Origin of the sequence: Aliifodinibius sp. S!AR15-10 (assembly GCF_031569985.1) — a bacterium.
GTDB lineage: Bacteria > Bacteroidota > Rhodothermia > Balneolales > Balneolaceae > JAMQKA01.
The window spans coordinates 143,940-164,000 of sequence record NZ_JAMQKA010000001.1 but is presented as its reverse complement, the minus strand read 5'-3'; the positions used below and the strand labels follow the sequence as shown (position 1 = coordinate 164,000).

The window sequence follows — 20,061 nt, the reverse complement described above, 5'->3', positions numbered from 1 at the left end:
GGATCATTGCTATGAAATATTATATCTCATGTTATTTCCTGTTTGCCTGTCTATTCTTTGCAGGCTGTTCTATCGGTGGATCCGGTGGTGACGAAGATGATGATGACGAGGGCAACATGGAAGAGCCCGTAACAACAGTGCGGTTGAATGTGACGATAAATCCTGAAGATGGAGGTTCAGTTTCGCATAGTTCTGGCACCTATCCCACCGGGGAGCCATTGAAAATGGAAGCGATCCCAAGCAACGGTTTTGGATTTGTTGACTGGACTGGTGATATAGAATCAACCGACAATCCGCTGGAATTTACGATCGAAGAAGATACCGATTTAACAGTCAATTTTGAGGCTACGAGTTCCGATTACGAGGCCTCTGTGATGGTTGCCGATACCACGGACACGCTGAATACGCTGCGATTTGGACAGAGTAAAGATGCCTCCGATGGAATAGATGATCTGGATTTTGAAGCACCGCCACCACCGCCTGTAGAATCGTTGCACGCCTATTTTGGAAATGAGAAGGACCTTTTTTGGGATTTTCGCAGCACTACAGCCGGAACCCTCACCTGGAACCTACAGCTACAGCCCGGCCAGACCGATTCCCTGCATATTTCATGGGATCTGGATATCACCGTACTCAACGGTTCGCTCATGCTGCGCAATGATGACGCTGCAATCGAGGTCGATATGAGGGCAGTTAATGAGCTCTCAATAGCAGCGGGGGAGGCAGATTCGCTGCTGATAGAGTATGAGCTTGGTAATTAGGCCTTACTCAAAAAAGTCTGATTCATGCTTGAAAAAACATAACTCCCGGACGATGGCTCTCTCAAAGTCCAGAAAATCCCTGCAATAAATTTGTTTAAAAGCGAACGGAGCAAAAAAGCGATGGTCTCTGGTATCCCCAAAAACGAGAATATCTGGGATTTTTTGGTGACTTTTTTGGTTCGTTTTTTGGTCATACAAAAAATGAACATACCAAATTGCGTTAACAGCTTCGTGCTAAATTGGGGGTGCCAGACTGTTCATGGGCTTGGTGAAATGCAGGGAAATTCGATTACAGATGAGAAAACCTTGCACTAGGCTGGCATATAAAATCCACGAACCCATTGACTAGCATTAGTTAAACAGGGTCTGAGGAAGCCCTAATTAGTGATTCCTTGCTCAAAAAGTTACAGTTCCCTTCATCGTCATCGGTATTCCTTTTTTGAATAACCAAATCAGTCCACCGTTGGGAGAGCGTTTACTCAGAATTTCTGCGGCTGAAGGAAATCGACGCTCCGTGTCAACTAGATTTGGAGCCCTGGACGTAGCGCGCCGGACATGGCTGCAGCCACAGAGCGACATTTTGTCGCATTAATTCCCCTTCCTGAAGTTGGCCATTTCACTACCCTGAAGTAGGTAACTTTACCTCCCTGAAGTACCCTGCTTCACTACCCTGAAGTGGTCTACTTTACTATATAGGCCCTGGAAGGCTCTAAGGGCGGCGACAAGGTGACGGTATGATACTCCGGAATAAAGGTTTGGGAACCCGGAATATGAGGGTAGATTTGCTTGGGTTTACTTGGATTTGATTTGTAGCCTTCTGTTGACCCACCCTTGAATCCCTTTTTGACAGTGGTCGGAACAGGCTCCTAATAATTAAGGAGGGAAACTCTTTGAACTAAATTGAGCCCTTGGTGGTGGTTTTGCTTATGCGACTGAATTCGTTTGGAAAGCACAGTTTTATATCTATTATCTGGCGCAAGTTTGCAACCCCCGGCACCCGTTGATTCAGCTGGCCGACACCTTGGATTGGGGATCCCTTATCTGGCGCAAGTTTGCAACTTGTGCCATACGAGCTATCAACTGGATTGGTGTTTTATCGGTCCAGATTACAAACTTGAACCGGTAGTGCCATAAATCTAAAAAAACCTCGTAAACCCTTTCAACGCGTCCACCTTCCTGCGACAGCGGGTTTTGCGTGTAACCAACTCGGAGGGCTCGTATTATTAGTGCTTGGTGTTTCTGAAGCCTCTGCCTACCCTACGCGATGCCTTTGCGTACCCTGCGCGAGACTTTTGCGTAGTCTACGCGAAGTTTCTGCGTAGTCCAGGGGTGGACTTCGCGAGGGGCTGGACAGGTTGTTGTAGAGTTTGGGCTGATATGAGGTTGAATGAGAATTGGAACCGGGATTTTCGGGATTGGAGGATGAGCAAGATGTAAGGAAGTAATCCTGTTAATCCTTTAATCCAGCCCATCCTGATTCAAATGATGAAATGTGAACCAGGGTCAGCCATTTTTCAGTAGCATCGGGATTGAAACTTTGATAGTAGACCCTTCGCCTTTTTGAGATCTAACTTCCAGCTTACCGTCCAGCGTTTTGACAAGATGTTTTACAAGCTGGATTCCAAACCCATAACCTTTCTCTCCGAAAGTTCCTTCTGTAGATTCGTTTTTCAGATTTTGTGTGTCATCCTGAATCTTTTTGATTTGCTCGGGACTCATACCCACCCCGTCGTCTCGGACAACTATCTGCAGCTGATGAGAATGGTCTGATAGCTTTTCATCAGCTACCTGCAGGTGTAGGGTCACAGACACCCGGCCGTCTTTCTGGGTAAATTTGATGGCATTTGAGATAAGATTTCCGATTATCTGAAGCAGCTTTTGCTTGGGGAAAGGGAGCTTTTGGTGGTCTCCTGTGGATGTGATTTTGAGTTCAACATCTTTAGCTGTCGCCTGGGGAGCAAAGAGCTCCTGGAGTTTCTCCCTGAGTTGAATGGTAGAAAATTCATACTTCTTGGGTTTTGTCGTTTTATTCGAGCCATTTTGGGAGTTTGCACTCAGCAGCTCATCGGCCAGTTCCAGTACCGACCGTCCACCTTTGTTAATCAGGTCGATAAGGTCGAGGATGTCATCGAAGTTCTTTTCCTGGGCTTCACTCTTTATTATTTCTGCAAGTCCTACTATCCCTCCCACAGGTCCCCGTATGTCGTGGAGTACTTTTCTGGGGAGATCAGAAATGTTTTTGAGCGTTTGCCTCAGGTCGTTGATTTTGTGTATAGATTCGAGGCGCGTTACAATCTCCTTGGCTATTATTTTGAGCAACTCGATTTTTTCAGGAGTTAATTCCTTGGTTTCGGTATCCAACACGCAAAGCGCCCCGATGTTATGGCCTTCCTGAGTGGTCAGGGGAATACCAAAATAGTATTCCAGGTTGGGCGAATGGACGACATACTCTTTAGTTTTGAAACGGTCGTCAGCTTTGAGACTGGGAACTTCGAACTGCTCATTCTGTAAAATTGTATACTGGCAGACAGATTCTTCACGGGGTAACTGTCCGGTCTCTATGCCATAGTTGGAAACTGACCATTGCGTGTAGGAGTCAATAAGGTTGACCAGCGAAATCTGTGTTCCCGCTACATGAGCGGCTAGTTTGTTCAGGTCTTCTAAGCTGTCCTGGAGGTTACCGTAGTCGAGATCTAGCTCACTTAAATTTAACACCCGTTCCAGTTCGTCCCCGGGAATCGGTGCTTTTTCGGTCCCGTTGCTATGCTGTTGGTCATCCATTAGTCTGTAGATTTATGTTATTTCGCCGTCACTTATACTTATACATTGTTAAAACATAAACTGACTTTTACTGTTAACTAACGCGTTCAGCGGTTCTACCCTGGATTATGGTTTCCGTGTAATTAACTATTAAATTGGATTCCGATTTCAATTATTCCGCATTGTTTAAACCTCCTAAAGTTTCCATTCTTCTAAATGCTCATTTGTTATACCTTTTTCAGCGGTCCCGAATATCCCTTTTTGTAAAATGAAAGCTCAAACCTGGAGCCCTCATCTGTTCCCGAATATTTAAGGTCGGCTTTGAGTTGTTGTGTAAGAAGAGCAATTATCGTGCTCCCCATCGTTTTTTCTTTTTTCAGATCATATGTGTCTGGAATTCCTACCCCATTGTCGGATAAGACAATGTGTACCTTTTCTTCTTTGGAATTCTTCCTGAGTTCGATTGAAACGGTACCTTCCTTTTGCCTGGGAAAAGCGTGTTTGATGGAATTGGTGATCAGCTCATTGAGGACCATTCCGCAGGGTACCGCCTGGTCCAGGCTGATCATCACCGGCTCCAGGTCAAGCTTGAATTTAAGATCCAGTTTCCTGTTCCAATATATTGACTCTGTTGATTTTGTCAGTCGTTGGATATAGGAGCTGAAATCTATATAGTTGAGTTCATCCTGTTGGTAGATAAGCTCATGCACGTTTGCAATGGATTGAATGCGCATCTGGCTATTCATTAATACCTCTTTCATCTCCTCATTATCGACATCACCAGCTTGTATCTCCAGCAGACCGGAAACGACAGCCAGGTTGTTTTTTACCCGGTGATGTACTTCCTGCAGGAGGGTGTTTTTTTCTGCCAGCGATTGCTCAAGCTCTTTTTCGTACCTAATTCGCTCAGTTGCATCCTGCCCCACAGTCATTATGACCTTTTCATTTTGATATTCTATAGGAACGCCCTGTAGTTCAAGGTAGAGGTCGCGCCCGTCCCATGTCTTAACTTTAAAGACATGGGGTTCAAGGTGTTCTCCACGGTAGGCACGTTCTATTCTTTGCTTGTTAAGCTCTTGATCTTCAAGGGTGAGAAAATCTGACCAGGGCCGGCCGATAAGTTCTGCCGGATCTTCTTTGCCAAACAGCTCCGTGCCTGCAGGATTGATAAACTTGATTATTCGATCCCTGTCAGACAACAACACCATATTAGGATCCTTTTGAATCAACAGCTCCCATCGCTGTTCGCTTTCTCTGAGTTTGCGTTCCGCCCGAACGCGTTCTTCTGTATTAACCGCCGACCCAATGATAAATGTACCATTCTCCCGTTTGAGTTTAGTGCCCATTATAAAGTAGTGGATGGGTTCCCCCGATTTACTGATGATTTCTATCTCAACTTCAGCACTACCGGATCTTAAAGTTTCATCAATCTTGGATTGGATGAGAGAGTGGTCAGTATCTTTGAAAAATTCCAGCGGGTGCATCTGTTCAATTTCTTCACCACTGTACCCAAGTTCTTGTTCCATGGCATTATTCCAGAGCACAAAATCCATCTCTTCATTTACCAGAAAGAAGATGCCCGGCTGGCTTTCAATAGCAGTGCTGATGAACTCTTGTTCTTCTTTCAGCTTTCGTTCCTGCTTTGTTTGCTTTGTGATGTCGATCAGTGAGGCAATAACCCCTTCAATACTCCCGTCAGCACCAGTGAGCGGTGCCGCATTGATTGACAAAAGCTTTCGTTGCCCATCGGACCATTCAATGGCGTGCCGCACATCATATACAGCTTCTTCGGTATCCATAACCTGCCGGAAAGGGAGCTTTTCTACGGGAAAGGGTTCACCGTCAAGCCCGGTTATATTCCATTTTGGGTCGTTGTAGGTAAGCTCTTTAATTTCACTTTTGGTAAGGCCCAGAATCTGCTCTGCTTTGTTGTTGGCAAAAGAGATCTGCCCGTCAGTTGCAATAATGGCGATGCCGATCGGGCTGGATTGGGTTAGTTTTTTGAACAGGTTTCGCTCTTTTTCCAGTTTATGTTCATACTCCTTGCGTTCAGAGACATCCCGGGTGCTGGCCTGAATTTCTATCAAACGTTCTGATTGCGGGTCCAATACCGTACGGCTGGCTGTTTCCACCCATTTGTAACTGCCACTTTTGGTTTTAATACGATAAGTTATTGGGTTTGAATTTGAGCTGGCGGAAATGAAGCTGTGTTTTTGAGCGATTTCTGGAATATCATCCGGATGAAAGAATTCATAGGCATTTTTCCCCACTAGTTCATCGGGGGTAAACCCAATGAGCTGTTCCGATGACGGCGTAACGTAGAGATAGGTGCCATCCGGGGCATGGCGTGAGATCATATCCGTGGAATTTTCCGTAATCAGGCGATACCGCTCTTTCTCTTCCTGCAGCTTTTGCTGGGTCTCTATAAGCTGTGTGATATCTCTTTGTATTCCCACAAAGTGGGTGATTGTATCATTTTTGTCGGTGATGGGAGCTATGCTCAGTTCATTCCAAAACAGTGTTCCATCTTTCTGGTAGTTTCTTATGATTACATTTCCCTGGTCACCGGAATCTATAATTGAGCGTATCTCTTTAATCGATTCCTGACTGCGATCGTGGTCCTGTAGAAATCGGCAGTTTCGTCCCAGGATTTCCTCTTCAGAATACCCGGTGAGATTTTTAAACCCCTCGTTGCAAAAGACAATGGGGTTGTCCTCTTTGTTGGCATCGGTTATTAAGACACCGGCATTTGTAGAGTTGATAGCCTGTTCGTAAATACGGAGCTGCCGGTTCTTTTCCTCGAGCTGTTGGTTTTTTTGGTTCAGTTTTAACGAGTACTGGCGGGTACGAAGCAGTTGCTGTATCCGTGACTTTAACAGGCTCGTGGTGATCGGGATATGAATCACGTCATCCACAAACTCCAACACTGTTGCGTTGGATCTGACCCTCCGTTTGTTGTCTGATAACAGCAAAATTGGGAGAAATAGCGGGGCTGCCTCTTCTTTATGTGCAAGGAAAACATTACGATTTTGCTGTATGATTGCGTCATCCACGATGCAGATATCGAACGCTTGTTCTATAATTAGGCCATCCGGCACCGTTACGACGTAATCGTCGCCCAGATATTTTTTAATCAACCTGCGGTCTTCACTATTGGCCACAGCCAGCAGAATGACAGGGCTCTCCTCCCGGCAGGCTGTCATAGTAAAATGTTCAGTTGAAGGCCACATACTTTTTTGTGATATACTGCATATTGTAGCTATTTAATAAATTCGGGGACGCCGCTTAAGATGCCACGCAGGTTCGTCAGAGGTTGACCTACTTTTATACCTTCAGAGGTTATCACGAACTCCCGGATCGATTTTTCAAAATCGCTCAACCGTTTTTTTAGTACACCGATTGCTTTCTTCATTTCGCCATTGATCTCCAGGTAGCGCAGGAAAATAATATTATCGGCCAGGTAGCTGGCATTGATACTCGTCGTCGACAAGTTGCCCGTAATATCCTGGGATTCATTAATCAGTAACGTGGTCGCCCCCATATTTTGGAGATAAACGGAAAGAGAGTGCAGCCGTTCCAGCGTATCTTCCTGCCTGACTGCCAGGCCGTAACCTCCCATAGTATCAATCATGACCATGCGGGTGTCATTTTGTTCCACATCTTTGCGGACCATACTGGCAAATTCATCCGGAGAATATGAGAGCGGTTCTACCGGAACGATTTTTAAATTACCCTCCCTGATCATTTCGTCGACCGGGATATTGATCGCATTGGAACGGCGGCGGATCAGCTCTTTTGACTCCTCGAAGGTGTATATTGCTGAGCGTTCGTTACGGGAAGCCGCCTCCTTCATAAATTGGATTCCCAGGTTGGTTTTGCCAACCCCGCTGGCCCCGGTGATAAGGGTCGTTGTTCCTTTTTCAAGGCCTCCGTAAAGCAGGTTGTCAATTTCATCAATACCGGAGGAAAGAACTTCCTCTTCAAAATGCCGTTCATATTTATTCGGCTGCAGGCGGGGGTAAATTTCCAACCCTTCTCCCGAAATTTTAAAAGCGTGTGTACCTTGCATAAAGTCTGACCCCCGGTATTTGGACACCTCCAGCTTTCGCCAACCCGGAGAATACTGAACGTTGATAACCCCGTCCACCCAGAATACGGAATCCTGATCTGAAACATGTTCAGCTGATTCGGAAATGATCAGCATGGTGGCTTCTTGTTGGGCGATATATTTCACTAAAGAGAGGCCGAGATTGCGATACTGAAAAGCATCCCGGTTTAAAAAACGAAGCATGGTGATGGAGTCAAAGACGACCCGTTTGGGACTATGCTTTTCAACAGCATCCGTGATCGCCTCAATTATGGGCTGTTGTTCAACCTCTGTGGAAGTGAATACATTATAGCTTTTAGCAGCTTCACTCAGGTTGGCACTGGGCGTGAGATCCAGGAATTCTACTTCCGAAAGATCTATGCCAACTTGTTTCGCATTTTCTTTAACATTTTCGGCCGGTTCTCCGAGCGTTATGAACAGTGCCTTATCACCGTTTGATGCCGCTTGTTGTAAAAAGTGATAAGCGATCGTTGATTTTCCGCTGCCGGGTCCGCCCTGCAGCAGGTAGGAGCGGTTGGGTATAAAACCACCGAGTAAAATTTCATCCAGCCCCCGAATGCCTGTAGATATCTTATGATGCATCTGATTTTTTATTTTAATGACAAGGGGAGATGGCCATTTGGTAGATTAGTCTGTAGATCTTCCCCTTTTCTAATCACGAGAAAGTGTAAGGATTATTTCAGAAGTTAGAATCAGACAAACAACCTAATTGTTAAAGGGGGTGTTTTCACCTACGAGGAAGAGATTATTTCATAGGTACTTTAAGAGGCCTTTGCAAAACTGTTGTGTTGCCCAATGTTGGCATTTTCGCGAATTCGAAATCTTTTTTTATGGGTTATAAACTTCGGTTCCGAATTCGATCAGGCTTTGACCTGAAGAAAATACCGGTTTTTCAAGGCCCTCTTTAATTGTTACTGGAGCTGCTTTTCCAATGCCTTGAATAATTCCTCAATTTCAAAATTATGGGGCAGATAATAATTTGTTCGGTTCTTAATAATCGGTTCCAATTTTGATTCTTGGCCCGGACCGTTTATAACAATTAAACGCTTAATTTTAACAGAGTCTCTGATAAGGGAAATGACTTTTAAAGGGGGTAACGCAAAGGAATGCAAATCTATGATTATAGTTTGATAACGATTTTTATTACCACTGTTCTTATTGACAAATGCGGTTAGTTGTTGAGGATCAATGTGATTGACGTCATTACCATCCCTGGCCCGTATAAGCTCTTTTATAGAATCATTTCTTAAATTTGTTTTCCCAATAAATAGTATGGGCATAATCTTGGTAATGAATACAACTTTGGTTACCGTCGTTAATAGAGGTGACTTATTTGAATGACGGCGATAAAAGCCTTGAGTGGAACTAGCCAAACAAGTGCAACATATAATAAGCGGAGTAAATATTTATATAGTACCCATGTTAAGAGAAATAGATGCCAAACCAAAGAAATGCTTTTCACTGGCCGGTCGGTGAATCAGGAGGTATCGACAAGATTGTTTTTAAAGGCATATTTAACCAGGCCTACAGTATTTTTTGAATCGGTTTTTTTCAGGAGGTTGCTTCTGTGGGAATCAACGGTTCGAACGCTTATTTGTAGTTTTTCAGCAATCTCGCGATTGGTAAATTCCTGGCAGATCAATTCCAGGACTTCAAGTTCTCGATCAGTTAAAAGCTCACCCTTGCTGTCAATATTCGTCTCATTGCTGTCAATGTAGTTGTGGACAAGTTTATAGACCGCTTTGTCACAGAAAAAGTACCCGTCTTTTTTAATGCTTTGGAGTGCTTTACACAGGTTGTCAATCCCTGAACTTTTTAGCACCACTCCTTTGGCACCTGCAGCGACGGCTTTTTGCAGCTCACGTTTATTATCCCCTTTGGTAATAAGCAATACCGGAACATCCTTAGCTTCCCTGGAAGACAGTTGTTGAATAAAATGAGCACAACTTATCTCCCGACAGTCCATGTCAAGTATGATAATATCTATGTTTTTCTTTTTGCAAAATGCCAGCAACTGCTCCTCATTTTCTATTTCAGACAGAAAATTATTACAGTCAAGCTTACGTTCAAGTAAAGCCTTGATCCCTTCTGCAATGAGTTGCTCTTTGATTGCAATGAGTATGTTAGCTGTACCTTTCAACATATAATAATATATAAAATAGTAGATGAAATAATTTTAGCATCCTACAGTTTCTTGCAGGTGCAAACCTCTTAATCTTTTTAATATTGTATCTTAGAAAGGGTAAGCCATTTGAAAGAAAATGTACATAGGGTAAACAACCTAAATCACTAATCAGTATTTACCCTAGTATAGCGATGTATTTATAAATGATCCTTTCTTTTTTTCAGATGGGTATATTTATAAGGTTTATGCTAGTGGTCCAGAAGGCCATATGAGGTAACTTAGCAAAGAGTCGGTTTTACCAGCTTGCGACCTCCTTGTTTAAGGGTGTCTTTTAGTTTCTTAGTCTCATTAAAACTTAGAGTTCCCACCAGTGAGGTACCTGTTAAATTCAGTTCTTTTATTCTTTAAGCTATGCAGAAAACATTACACTGGGGGTTAAGCAGAATAGGCTTGATAAGCTTGTCTGAATGGGCAAGAAGAAGGGGATAAGTTAAAATAACGGGTATTTATCCCCATGGGACAGTTTCTCAATAGCTTCCATCATCTCTTTTTTTGTTGTGGCCGAGGGCAGGTATCCTTGGGCACCGGCCTTTAGCAAAGGTTCTATAAAATGAGCGGAGGTGTAAACATGAACGGCAAGAAGCGCGCAATCCAGCCCAAGTTTTTTAAGATTGATTATCGTTTCCACAGGTTTTGTATCAAAAGCTGTCAGATCGGCAATCAGAATATCGAGGTCTTTCGCTGCACCATTGCCCAACTTTTCGGGAAATGTTGAAGGGGGACAACTTTCGACACTGAAATCGGGCTGAGTGGAAAGAACATCCACGACTGTATCATTTAGTTCATTTTTTTCACCAATGAGTAGAATTTTCATCATTATTTCAATTAATAAATCGGTCCGTTCTAATAAGGTTGATACCGAGCTCTGCGCAGCTTGAACAGGATAAAAACTATGAACTGCGAGGTTGGAAGCTCACCCCCGACAGTTGTAAGCAAAATTAAATGTAGGTATTCCACGGGAAGGGTGGTATAGAGGGAATATGCTAAATTAAAGTAGGTAAATGCACCTAGGTGTATTTAGTCGAACAGATTGTTTTCCAAAGCAAAACGGACCAGCCCGGCCGCATTACGGGCACCTGTTTTTTGCAGTATATTTCGTCGATGTGCGTCAACCGTTCGGACACTGATGGTAAGCTCTTCGGCAATTTCCTGGTTGGTGTATTCGTGAGTGATAAGCTCAAGCACTTCCAGCTCACGGTCGGTAAGATCAGTGGGATCCCCCGACTTTTTTTTCTTGCCTCCCGTTTCCACCAGGTCCATCATAACAGAGTAGGTGGCATCGCTGCTGAAGTAGTGTTTGTCGTCCATTACCTTTTCAATTGCTTCAACAAGCTCGTCACTACCCGAATTTTTCAAAATATAACCCGAAGCCCCGGCCTGTATCATTTGGCGAATATGCTCATCCTCTTTCATCATAGTCAGGGCTAATATTTTGATCTCGGGATATTTTCTCTTGATATGCTGGGTTGCTTCGATTCCATTTTTCCCCGGCATATTGACATCCATGATGATGAGGTCAATCCCCGTGTCAGCGCACTGTGCAATCGCCTCTTCGCCATCGGTGGCTTCAGCAACAATATCAAAACCGTGCTTGTTTTCCAGCATGGATTTGATGCCGTCCCTAATGATTTTGTGGTCATCAGCAATCATGATTTGAATTGTAGCCATGGTGCTACTCCTGGGTTTTAATATTTGATGATACGGGTAGCTCAAGCAGTATTGACATCCCTTTACCGGGGACACTATTAAATTCGATATCTCCGGACAGAGTGTCAATCCGGGTTTTCATACTCCTGATTCCCATTCCCCGGTTTTCTGTAGAGCTGTTAATGTTATACCCTACACCGTCATCCTCAATCATACAGGTTATGATATTATCATGTTTATAAAGTTGCAGAGATATTTTTTGGCATTGGGAGTGTTTAACCGCATTGCTCAGCGCTTCCTGGATGACCCGGTAAAGGTTAATTTGGGTTTGCTGCTTGAGCGCTAATCCTTCCAGCTTGGAACTGTAGCTGTATGTAATATCACTGCTTTTCCGTAGATGATCTACCAGTGCACGCACAGCCAGTTCAAGACCATAATCTTCTATCGCACTTGGCATGAGGTTGTGGGCTATGTTGCGCGTCTCCCCAATAGCGGCCTGGAGTAAATTAATTCCATTTTGAAACTGTTTAACCCGTTTCTCCGGCAGGTCGGCGATATCCTCCCTGATCGCCTCAAAATTCATGTTTGAAGCACTTAGATATTGCCCCAGTCCATCATGCAGCTCTTTGGCAATGCGTTTACGTTCCCGCTCTTCTCCCTCAATAAGAGAATTAAGCAGCTGTTTTTCCGCTTTCTTTTGTTCTGTAATATCCTTGGCCACCACCAATCGAAATTGATTTCCCTCAAATTCGATTGGTCCTGAAGAGATACTCACGCTGATGACGGTTCCGTCTTTTTTTTGATGAGTCCATTCCTGTCCATATCTGTGTTCACCCATTACTTCAGTAAGTGTTTTTTGAAGGGCCGGGATATCACTTTCGGGGCGGATATCTTTAATCGTCATGTTCTTGAACTCCTCCTCGGTGTATCCGTAGTGGGAGATTGCTGCTTGATTAACCTCGACAAATGCCAGGGTTTCAGGGTTGTAAATCCACATCGGCTGCGGATTTTGCTCAAAAAGAAGCCTGTATTTCTTTTCTGACTCTTGTAGCCTTTGCTCCGCATATTTACGTTCCCTCTGTTGGATGTCTATGTTTTTTTTAATTTTCTCCTCTTTAATATTCAGCTGCTTGTCATGCTTCTTGATAAGCCAGTACAATCCCACCGAAGTGACAATAATGTATGCGATCCCTTTATAGGTTTGAAAAATGGTCAGGGGTCCCGGATCTGAAATGAAATAACCAAGGGCAAAATCGGTAAGAGCGATCCAGAGGGTAGCCACAACCAGGTAAATAAAGGTTATGGAAAATGCTGTCAGTTTTTTAGGCATCATAGCCTCCCTCACAGAGAAGTGGCGTAACTGCATAAACGTAATTGATGGAGATTACAGGTGATAAATGCAGGTTGTCGCCACAACAATATTATCTCCACCTATACAGCCAAGGCTGCATACATGTCACCATTCCCACACATGGAATTTTAAGAGAATTCAACGTGGTTAACAAGCCTTTCTTGAGGTAAGACAAACAGAGAATGGTGGGAATTAATCCAGCAGATTTTTATTTAAAGCATGGCGCACCAAGCCGGCTGTATTCCTGACTCCGGTTTTTTGTAATAAGTTACGCCTGTGAGCATCCACCGTCCGTACACTTATCGAAAGCTTTTCCGCAATCTCGGGATTGGTGTATTCATTTACGATGAGTGCAAGCACCTCCAGCTCACGATCGGTAAGGGAATGTGTTTCTTGTTGAGTCTCCGGGGGGGAAGAATTGCCATCCAGGTTTCGCATAACCGAAAGGGTAATTTCATCACAGACATAGGTGGAACCATCCAGGAGCGTATTAACCGCCTGCAGTAATTCCTCACGTCCCGATTTTTTCAACAGATATCCAGAAGCCCCTTCCTGGCGCAGCTGCCTGATATTAGCCCGGTCTATATTGGTCAGCAAAGTAAGAACCCTGGTACTGGGGAAGTCTGATGTTATTTTACTGATGAGGGGTATACTTTTTATTACAGAGCTTTTGTTGTCGAGGATGATTATATCAACTGTTTCCTTTTTACATAATTCGATCACTTTTTTTTGAGATGCTGCCTCCAGTACGTTAAACTCCTCGGTAGCTTCGAGCATGGATATAATACCATCTCTAAAAATTTTGTGAAAGTTTGCTACCAGTATATTCTTCTTTTGCATGTTAATTTTTGATCGTATCGTTGCCGGCCACAACTCTTCTGATCTGATGATAAATAGGTAGCCTGCCAGGCGGGTATAGAGTGCTTTGAGCCGCTTCTGAGCTACTTTTCAATGGCCTTTTTGTTGTGAGATCTATTTACTTGTGTGGCACTTTCTAGCCCCTCATAAATGCTGCCAAACACAAATTCTGTGTTGTATCTTATTCAGAAATCAAGTTGTTAAAGTACTGCTTGAAGAGTCTGGACTATATTCTTTAAATGACTACAAAACCGAAACACGTAAAACACCTAAATTTTAAAGTAGGTAGAAAAGCCTATTGTGGTATCTCACTTTGTGGATTAACTGACCAATCTATTTTTCTGTTAATATTAGAACAGGCCTTTTACTGCTGACTTATTATGGGGACCGTTACTCATCTCTGATTTCAAAACAAAATCCCTTTAAAGCATTGCAAAATTAACCAATATTACTTGTTACCGCAAAAAAGTGAATGAATCCCGGCTATACGAAGTTGTTTAATTGGATGAAAAATTTTGGGTATAACAGTAATCAAAGTATAATTGGTTGGTTATAGCAAAAAGCAGACGTTTAGTTGATGATATATTGTTCTGGTAAAATTACGTACAAGCAGGTTCTGACTATTATAATCTTATTTTCTGGATTTTATACTGTGGCAGGGCGTTCTCCGCTCTTTGCTCAGTCATCTGCCAATTCTGATTTCACAACTTTCTACGAGATAAGAGCCGATGCTGATGGTGATGGTCAGATTGACCTGCTGGGGGACACTGTAAAGGTCACGGGTAGAGCCAATATAGGTACCGGTCTTCTGCATGAGGTGTACCTGCAGTGTTTTATTCAGAATGATTCATCGGGCTTTTCTATTTTCTCAAACTCAGTTGAAACTCCATTTGCCCCCGGTGACAGTATTGTAGCAAGGGGTGTGGTTCAGCAATACTTTGGTTTGACAGAGATTAATGTACTTGAGTACGAGGTGTATGAAGGGTCAGAGCCGCTGCCCCGGGTTCCCATCAAAAAAGCTCTTGCCGATATGCCCAGGTATGAAGGGATGCTGGTGGGAGGAGAGGGAACCATCACCGGCAAGGGTACGAGATATAACGGCAAGTATATTACAATTACACCGTCCGACAGCCTGGCACAGTCCATTTTTGTTTACGTCTCTAATTTTCACCATAATTACCAGGAGTTTGATTTTGAAACTCTCAGTGTAGGGGACCGGGTAGATATCACCGGCGTTTTGAGTGTCTACAGCCCGGATAACCTAAAGGAAGGGGTCTACAAAATATTTTTGCGTACCCCGGCTGATCTTAAAACACTTGGCATTACCCAGTATGCCCTGATCCTGGCAGGAGTAATCGGTATCATTATCACCTTGTTGGGGATTGGCTGGATTATCTCACTGAAAATGAGGGTAAAAACCAAGACAAAGGAGATTAGTAAGGCGTTGGAAGAAAAAAATATTCTTCTCAAAGAGATCCATCATCGTATAAAAAATAACCTGGCAATTATCTCTGGCCTTATTGAATTGCAGATGGACAGCTCGTTAAACGAGGAGGCCCAAAAGGTGCTTCGTGATAGCCAGTCCAGAATACAGTCCATGGCTCTTGTGCACGATAAACTTTACCAGACGACCCAGGTGACTGATATCGGGATGAAAACCTATATTGAAGAACTGGTGGAGAGTTTGAAATCAACATTTGCCGGTAGCGATTCCGACATAACACTGCGCTTTGATATCGATGATGTGCACTTCGATATCGATCAGGCAATTCCGTGTGGACTGCTAATCAATGAGCTTGTTGTCAACTCCTTTAAACACGCTTTTAATAACCATGGGGGAATGCTGGAAATACGTCTCAAAAAACGTGAAAAAGATTACCATCTGGTAGTGGCAGACAACGGGAAGGGGCTGCCGGAAAACTATCGTGAAAAGATGCAGAACTCGCTGGGCCTGATGCTCGTCGACACCTTCCGAAGTCAGCTAGACGCAGAAATGGATGTCAAGAATAAAGAAGGCGCTCACTTTGCGTTCAATATTCCCGCCGATTTCAACTGATATTTCAAGGAAGAACTCCTATGGATACAGAATATCCGCTCCCTTGCCCTGGGCGATCAAGGATTTATAGCTTTCAAGCTCTTCATTAACTTCGGGATCCGTAAGATCAAGCGTTTCTCCGCGCTCTGCGGCTAGATAGGCCGCTTGCACCAGGCGTGTAATCTGCAGACCATACTCCCAACTTAAGGTCGCATCCCGGCCTTCATTGAAACGGTCCCGCATATCTACCAGTTCGCCGGTATAGCCGTACAGGTCAGCTTCATTGGGTTGTATGGTTAGCAGACCGCGCGATGCTGTCGACTTCTCCAGGGCAAGTTCAGAATCCGCGATCGCTTCGGCAGCCTCATCCCCGATAAATATTTCGGAAGGGGAGTCCAGGGAGTTCATCTCCAGCGCATAGCCCGGACCGAGCGCATCCAGGTTTAGGCGGAGCCCCTGCTTATCATACATCCAGGAGACCGTAAACTGGGCTTTAACCCGCTGTTCGGTTTCCGGGTTGCGAAAGGTAACGATACCTGTAGCGAAATCCTCCGCAGGAAACTGTTCATAGTCGACTCCGAAATTTGATTTGAGTTTTTCCCGGTATTTTGGCTGTCCCCACTTTAGCAGGGAGGTATCCGCAGAAACGGCCACAGGTTCCAGGAAGTCAAGCGGTTGTCCTTCCGGGGTAAGCACATACCATCCAACCGCAATGCTGTGGCAGCCCATATCGGAAAGAACTCCGCCGCCCTGCTTGCGCGGATCCCAAAACCAACTGCTGTGTGGACCTGCATGTTCCTCACCTGCTCGTGCCAGGGTCAACGGCCCCATCGCCTTCTGTTGCGGTTCAAGTTGTTGCAGGGCGTTTGTTATGGCCGGCATAAACACCTGGTTCTCAAAATAGGCTGTCAGCAGGTTGCATTCGTTCGCAAGGGTTACCTGGCGGCGCGCTTCTTCAACGGTGCGCCCAAGTGGCTTTTCAGCAATAACCCCCGTTAGTTCCACCCCACTTTTTACGGCATCGGCAATTTGCTCCACAATTTCCACACGCGCAAAGTTGGGAGCAAATATGGCAATGACATCGCAGTTTTGACACAGCTCCCTGATAGAGTCATAGACTTGGCAGTCACCAAGGTTCTGCCCCCTGGCAAATGAGGCCAGCTCCTCGGCACCGCCTCGGTTGAGCACTCCCGCCAGTTCAAGGTCCCGGACAGAGAGCATCGATTTAGCTAGAAATTGTGAAATGAATCCCGATCCCACGAATCCGATCTTTAACATATATTCTCCCGATTTTGAGCTTGTTCCCTAATTACAAATCAACAATTGATTTTCGATGGTAACAAACTCAGCGACAAGCGGCAAGTGGTAACGCTTTTATAATGAAACTACTTGCCGGGAAAAGCTGGAGGACAGCTTGGTTCGGGAACCCGACTTAAGCCTGTGATCTCTAAATGAGGCAGTTTAAAGATACCCCGTCTCTATTCGATATTTTGAATGTCGATGATGGTGCTTCCCAAGTTTTCCGGTGTCGACGGCGTGATAACCAGGGAATCAGAATATATGGTCGATCCTTTGTGTTGAACCGTCATTTTATATTCACCCGTTTCCAGGTTCTCCAGGTAATATTCTCCACTGTTATTAGTCGATACTCTTTCGACGACCTTGTCTCCGTTTTTGACAATCACCTCCACGCCAAAAGGAGTAATGTGAGAACCATCCTTCATCTCAAATTTGATAGTTCCATGATATGCATCCTGGATATATAAAGGGGAAACAACAGTATTGCTCTCTTTAGCTACTACTGAGTTATTCTCTGTTTCTGGTTTGAACCCGAAAATTGTGGGCACAAATAACAATACCAATATTGTTAAAGACAAACTATTTATAGCATCTTTTGTGAAAAACATTGTTTTTCCTCCTAATGATTTTATTGATTTTTTCTCTTTAGAATGATCGGTTTAGTAACCTTGATTGTCTTTTCTTCGCGATTGACTCTGATACTATCTCTCTTCCTGCTGAGCCTGTCTAAAAAGATGTCTTCATTTCTATAATTTTCATGTCCTACATAAATATCCGGGAATTTCCACTCACCGTTCACTTTTTGTCCAACCAGACGATATTTGAGGCGACCGTTATCCGTTTCAGGATTTTCTCTGTCCGTTTCGATTTTGAGTAGATTCCCAAATCCACTGTCATCTGAAAAACGGTAATCTGCGTGGAGTGTCCATAGTGCATATTGATTGTTCTCAGCCTTTTGGGCAGATTCAATTTCAGGTGGAAGTAACACAAAGATGGTTAGTACGAGGACAAAATAGCCCGCAAAAGCACCGCCCAGTTTAAACCTTATGCCTTTGAGGGTTCCTTTTGCTCTTGCATCGCCTGGTAATGTTCGATATAGCAGATAGGCGGGAATTAACGATACAAGTAGTACAACTCCGATATAAATCAGCTTTAAAAAGAATGGTTGAATCATGGCTCAAGTATTTACCTGCGGTTATGATTAAGAGGAATCGGATGTATCAGATCCCAACCCCGAATAACTCACAAGCCGTCTGTCGCCCGTATATAAAGCTGTTTTTTAAATTTTGATAACCAACCAAAGGGAATGATTAAATCATCATTGCCAACTATTTTATTTGGGTTCCAATTAATACCCCGGCTCCCACACTGGCGCCGATAACTCCCCACTTGGGGAGGCCGAGGTTAACCGAGGGTGGCTTTTCCAGCAGGTTGATGTACTTTTCATTCAGATCTTCATATTTGGAATAGGCATCATCATAACCCGTTTTATAGGCTTCCGCCTTTTGGCGTTCTAGCACAAAAAGGCTGTCCTGCAACACATCCACCTGCTGATGCAGTGAATCTACCGCAAAAAGTTTATCACGCTGTTTTTTGTAGGACTCCGAATTTTGATGGTCAATGATAAACGTTTCGCTGAACCAGAGCGGCACAAGCAGGTATTCTACGCTCACATCATGTTCTTCGTTGTAGACATCTGTTACGCCCCAGTCCGATTGTGCCATCTCCGGGAACGTCTTCACCAGGCGATTTTGCAGCTCCTCTTTCTTCCGGATAGTACGGACGGTCAGTTGATCTTCTTTGCGCTGCTCCTCCAGATTCTGTACTTCGCCCCGCAGCCTATTAGCCTCCGACTGCAGCTGCTTCACCTCTTGGCTTAACATCGACTGCAGCGAATCTTTGAGTGCCGCAATCGCTTTTATGGAATCGCGTGACGCCCGCAGTTGCTGCATTTCGAGCTGGGCCCGCTGTATCTCCTCCTGGTTGATCTGGCGGCCCAGGAAGTATGACATCCCCATCGCCAGCAACCCGGCAATGATGCTTACAATGATAAGTCCCGTTTTTAAACTATCCATGGCGAACCTCCAGCGTATCCTTTGTTACTTTTTTGAACCCCAGGGCACCCCCGATTCTTTTCACCAGGCTCTTGTCGCCTTCCAGGAAGTCATAGCAGATAGTATGTCCATCCTCTTCGGCATCCCTGAGTTTGATGTAGGTGTTGCGGTCGCCCCGTTCCAGCTCCATGATCAGACCTTTTACCATGCTGCCGGCAGCCACATCCATCTTGTTGAGTTCACGGACATTGTGATTAAATAGCTCGTCAATTTCTTGTTGTCCCATAGCTTCACTTGGTTCAGTATCTCCATTACCACTTCTATTATCAACCTCTTGATCTCCAACCGTCTCCAGGTTGCATTCATTAATCAGTCGTTCCCACAGTTCAGGTACCGGTGCGGGATCGGATTTATCTTTTCGCACCATTGTGTGACCGATGATGCCCTCGAAATCCTTCAGCTTTTCGCCGAAATACTTTGTTTGGTCGGCCTGCACCCGGCGCGGAATATCATACTCATCACAGAGATAATTGATTAGCTCCACAAGCGAATCGATCTGCGCCGGTTCATAGCGGTCAAAGTAGCGATACCCGCGGTAATTGGAGCCGGCATCAAAGACCTCCGCCTCCGGCTTTTCGGTTTTTGGGGAGATGCGGTCGAAACAGTAAAACTTGCCACTATCCTCCAGCAGTCCACCCTCGCTGGCCAGCTCTATACCGATGAACCGTTTTTCAAATGCGATCTTGTCTTCGTAGTCCCACGGCAGCCCAAACTGCCATGCCCAGCATTTGGGATCAAAAACGTTGTAAACCGAGCCATCCCGATCAATGATAAAGGCCGTGCCCACCATGCTCGAGTCTTGATTCCACCAGTTAAAAGTTGATCGAGCCGTGCCGCCAACCGTGTGATGGACACAGATTCCCGTCTTTTTGTTTGCTGTATGGAAATATTCCGCATCCGGCATTTCCCAATCTTTCTTTATCTCCAGTGCCATAATAACTGC

General features: G+C 44.6%; 16 protein-coding genes. 2 read left to right on the top strand and 14 right to left on the bottom strand.

The features are described 5' to 3' along the window. Positions 1-11 precede the first annotated feature (11 nt). Positions 12-761: an InlB B-repeat-containing protein gene (locus NC796_RS00675; RefSeq protein ID WP_310681219.1), complete on the top strand. Its 750-nt coding sequence runs from the start codon at positions 12-14 to the stop codon at positions 759-761. Positions 762-2,264: 1,503 nt separating this feature from the next. Here the strand turns inward: NC796_RS00675 and NC796_RS00670 are convergent. From NC796_RS00670 to NC796_RS00630, 9 genes are all read right to left on the bottom strand, one after another. Then, positions 2,265-3,542: a GAF domain-containing sensor histidine kinase gene (locus NC796_RS00670; protein WP_310681218.1), complete on the bottom strand. Its 1,278-nt coding sequence runs from the start codon at positions 3,540-3,542 to the stop codon at positions 2,265-2,267. 206 nt (positions 3,543-3,748) lie between these two features. Further along, the gene (locus NC796_RS00665) at positions 3,749-6,724 is read right to left on the bottom strand and encodes a PAS domain S-box protein (protein ID WP_310681217.1); all 2,976 of its coding nucleotides are present in this window, start codon (positions 6,722-6,724) and stop codon (positions 3,749-3,751) included. A 56-nt stretch (positions 6,725-6,780) separates the two neighbouring features. Then, a complete protein-coding gene (locus tag NC796_RS00660) occupies positions 6,781-8,211 on the bottom strand; it encodes an ATPase domain-containing protein (RefSeq protein WP_310681216.1) in 1,431 nt (476 codons plus the stop codon). 329 nt (positions 8,212-8,540) lie between these two features. Then, on the bottom strand, positions 8,541-8,909 hold the full coding sequence (locus tag NC796_RS00655; RefSeq protein WP_310681215.1) for a hypothetical protein: 369 nt from the start codon (positions 8,907-8,909) through the stop codon (positions 8,541-8,543). 197 nt (positions 8,910-9,106) lie between these two features. Next, a complete protein-coding gene (locus NC796_RS00650) occupies positions 9,107-9,772 on the bottom strand; it encodes a response regulator transcription factor (RefSeq protein WP_310681214.1) in 666 nt (221 codons plus the stop codon). Between the two features lie 472 nt (positions 9,773-10,244). Then, a complete protein-coding gene (locus NC796_RS00645; protein ID WP_310681213.1) occupies positions 10,245-10,631 on the bottom strand; it encodes a hypothetical protein in 387 nt (128 codons plus the stop codon). Positions 10,632-10,831: 200 nt separating this feature from the next. Then, positions 10,832-11,482, bottom strand: a complete 651-nt coding sequence (locus NC796_RS00640) for a response regulator transcription factor (protein WP_310681212.1) — start codon at positions 11,480-11,482, stop codon at positions 10,832-10,834. 4 nt (positions 11,483-11,486) lie between these two features. Continuing rightward, a complete protein-coding gene (locus NC796_RS00635; RefSeq protein WP_310681211.1) occupies positions 11,487-12,794 on the bottom strand; it encodes a PAS domain-containing sensor histidine kinase in 1,308 nt (435 codons plus the stop codon). A gap of 210 nt (positions 12,795-13,004) precedes the next feature. Beyond that, positions 13,005-13,652: a response regulator transcription factor gene (locus tag NC796_RS00630; RefSeq protein ID WP_310681210.1), complete on the bottom strand. Its 648-nt coding sequence runs from the start codon at positions 13,650-13,652 to the stop codon at positions 13,005-13,007. 670 nt (positions 13,653-14,322) lie between these two features. Between NC796_RS00630 and NC796_RS00625 the strand changes: the two genes are divergently transcribed. Beyond that, complete coding sequence (locus NC796_RS00625; RefSeq protein ID WP_310681209.1) at positions 14,323-15,726, top strand: histidine kinase dimerization/phosphoacceptor domain -containing protein; 1,404 nt, start codon at positions 14,323-14,325, stop codon at positions 15,724-15,726. A gap of 18 nt (positions 15,727-15,744) precedes the next feature. Here the strand turns inward: NC796_RS00625 and NC796_RS00620 are convergent, their stop codons facing one another. From NC796_RS00620 to NC796_RS00600, 5 genes are all read right to left on the bottom strand, one after another. After that, complete coding sequence (locus NC796_RS00620; protein WP_310681208.1) at positions 15,745-16,983, bottom strand: Gfo/Idh/MocA family oxidoreductase; 1,239 nt, start codon at positions 16,981-16,983, stop codon at positions 15,745-15,747. A gap of 200 nt (positions 16,984-17,183) precedes the next feature. Continuing rightward, a complete protein-coding gene (locus tag NC796_RS00615) occupies positions 17,184-17,612 on the bottom strand; it encodes a carboxypeptidase-like regulatory domain-containing protein (RefSeq protein WP_310681207.1) in 429 nt (142 codons plus the stop codon). A 20-nt stretch (positions 17,613-17,632) separates the two neighbouring features. Further along, a complete protein-coding gene (locus NC796_RS00610; protein ID WP_310681206.1) occupies positions 17,633-18,178 on the bottom strand; it encodes a hypothetical protein in 546 nt (181 codons plus the stop codon). Between the two features lie 154 nt (positions 18,179-18,332). Beyond that, entirely contained in the window at positions 18,333-19,079 is a 747-nt protein-coding gene (locus NC796_RS00605) for a hypothetical protein (RefSeq protein WP_310681205.1), read from the bottom strand. Next, the gene (locus NC796_RS00600) at positions 19,072-20,052 is read right to left on the bottom strand and encodes a peptidoglycan recognition family protein (protein WP_310681204.1); all 981 of its coding nucleotides are present in this window, start codon (positions 20,050-20,052) and stop codon (positions 19,072-19,074) included. The genes NC796_RS00605 and NC796_RS00600 overlap by 8 nt, the downstream gene beginning before the upstream one ends. Between the last annotated feature and the right edge of the window lie 9 nt (positions 20,053-20,061).

What these genes read in the sequence shown, in the direction of transcription:
- NC796_RS00610 (WP_310681206.1), bottom strand. Translation starts at nt 18,178, where the DNA reads ATGATTCAACCATTCTTTTTAAAGCTGATTTATATCGGAGTTGTACTA.
- NC796_RS00675 (WP_310681219.1), top strand. Translation starts at nt 12, where the DNA reads ATGAAATATTATATCTCATGTTATTTCCTGTTTGCCTGTCTATTCTTT.
- NC796_RS00620 (WP_310681208.1), bottom strand. Translation starts at nt 16,983, where the DNA reads ATGTTAAAGATCGGATTCGTGGGATCGGGATTCATTTCACAATTTCTA.
- NC796_RS00660 (WP_310681216.1), bottom strand. Translation starts at nt 8,211, where the DNA reads ATGCATCATAAGATATCTACAGGCATTCGGGGGCTGGATGAAATTTTA.
- NC796_RS00665 (WP_310681217.1), bottom strand. Translation starts at nt 6,724, where the DNA reads ATGACAGCCTGCCGGGAGGAGAGCCCTGTCATTCTGCTGGCTGTGGCC.
- NC796_RS00605 (WP_310681205.1), bottom strand. Translation starts at nt 19,079, where the DNA reads ATGGATAGTTTAAAAACGGGACTTATCATTGTAAGCATCATTGCCGGG.
- NC796_RS00630 (WP_310681210.1), bottom strand. Translation starts at nt 13,652, where the DNA reads ATGCAAAAGAAGAATATACTGGTAGCAAACTTTCACAAAATTTTTAGA.
- NC796_RS00615 (WP_310681207.1), bottom strand. Translation starts at nt 17,612, where the DNA reads ATGTTTTTCACAAAAGATGCTATAAATAGTTTGTCTTTAACAATATTG.
- NC796_RS00600 (WP_310681204.1), bottom strand. Translation starts at nt 20,052, where the DNA reads ATGGCACTGGAGATAAAGAAAGATTGGGAAATGCCGGATGCGGAATAT.
- NC796_RS00635 (WP_310681211.1), bottom strand. Translation starts at nt 12,794, where the DNA reads ATGATGCCTAAAAAACTGACAGCATTTTCCATAACCTTTATTTACCTG.
- NC796_RS00670 (WP_310681218.1), bottom strand. Translation starts at nt 3,542, where the DNA reads ATGGATGACCAACAGCATAGCAACGGGACCGAAAAAGCACCGATTCCC.
- NC796_RS00640 (WP_310681212.1), bottom strand. Translation starts at nt 11,482, where the DNA reads ATGGCTACAATTCAAATCATGATTGCTGATGACCACAAAATCATTAGG.
- NC796_RS00650 (WP_310681214.1), bottom strand. Translation starts at nt 9,772, where the DNA reads ATGTTGAAAGGTACAGCTAACATACTCATTGCAATCAAAGAGCAACTC.
- NC796_RS00655 (WP_310681215.1), bottom strand. Translation starts at nt 8,909, where the DNA reads ATGCCCATACTATTTATTGGGAAAACAAATTTAAGAAATGATTCTATA.
- NC796_RS00645 (WP_310681213.1), bottom strand. Translation starts at nt 10,631, where the DNA reads ATGATGAAAATTCTACTCATTGGTGAAAAAAATGAACTAAATGATACA.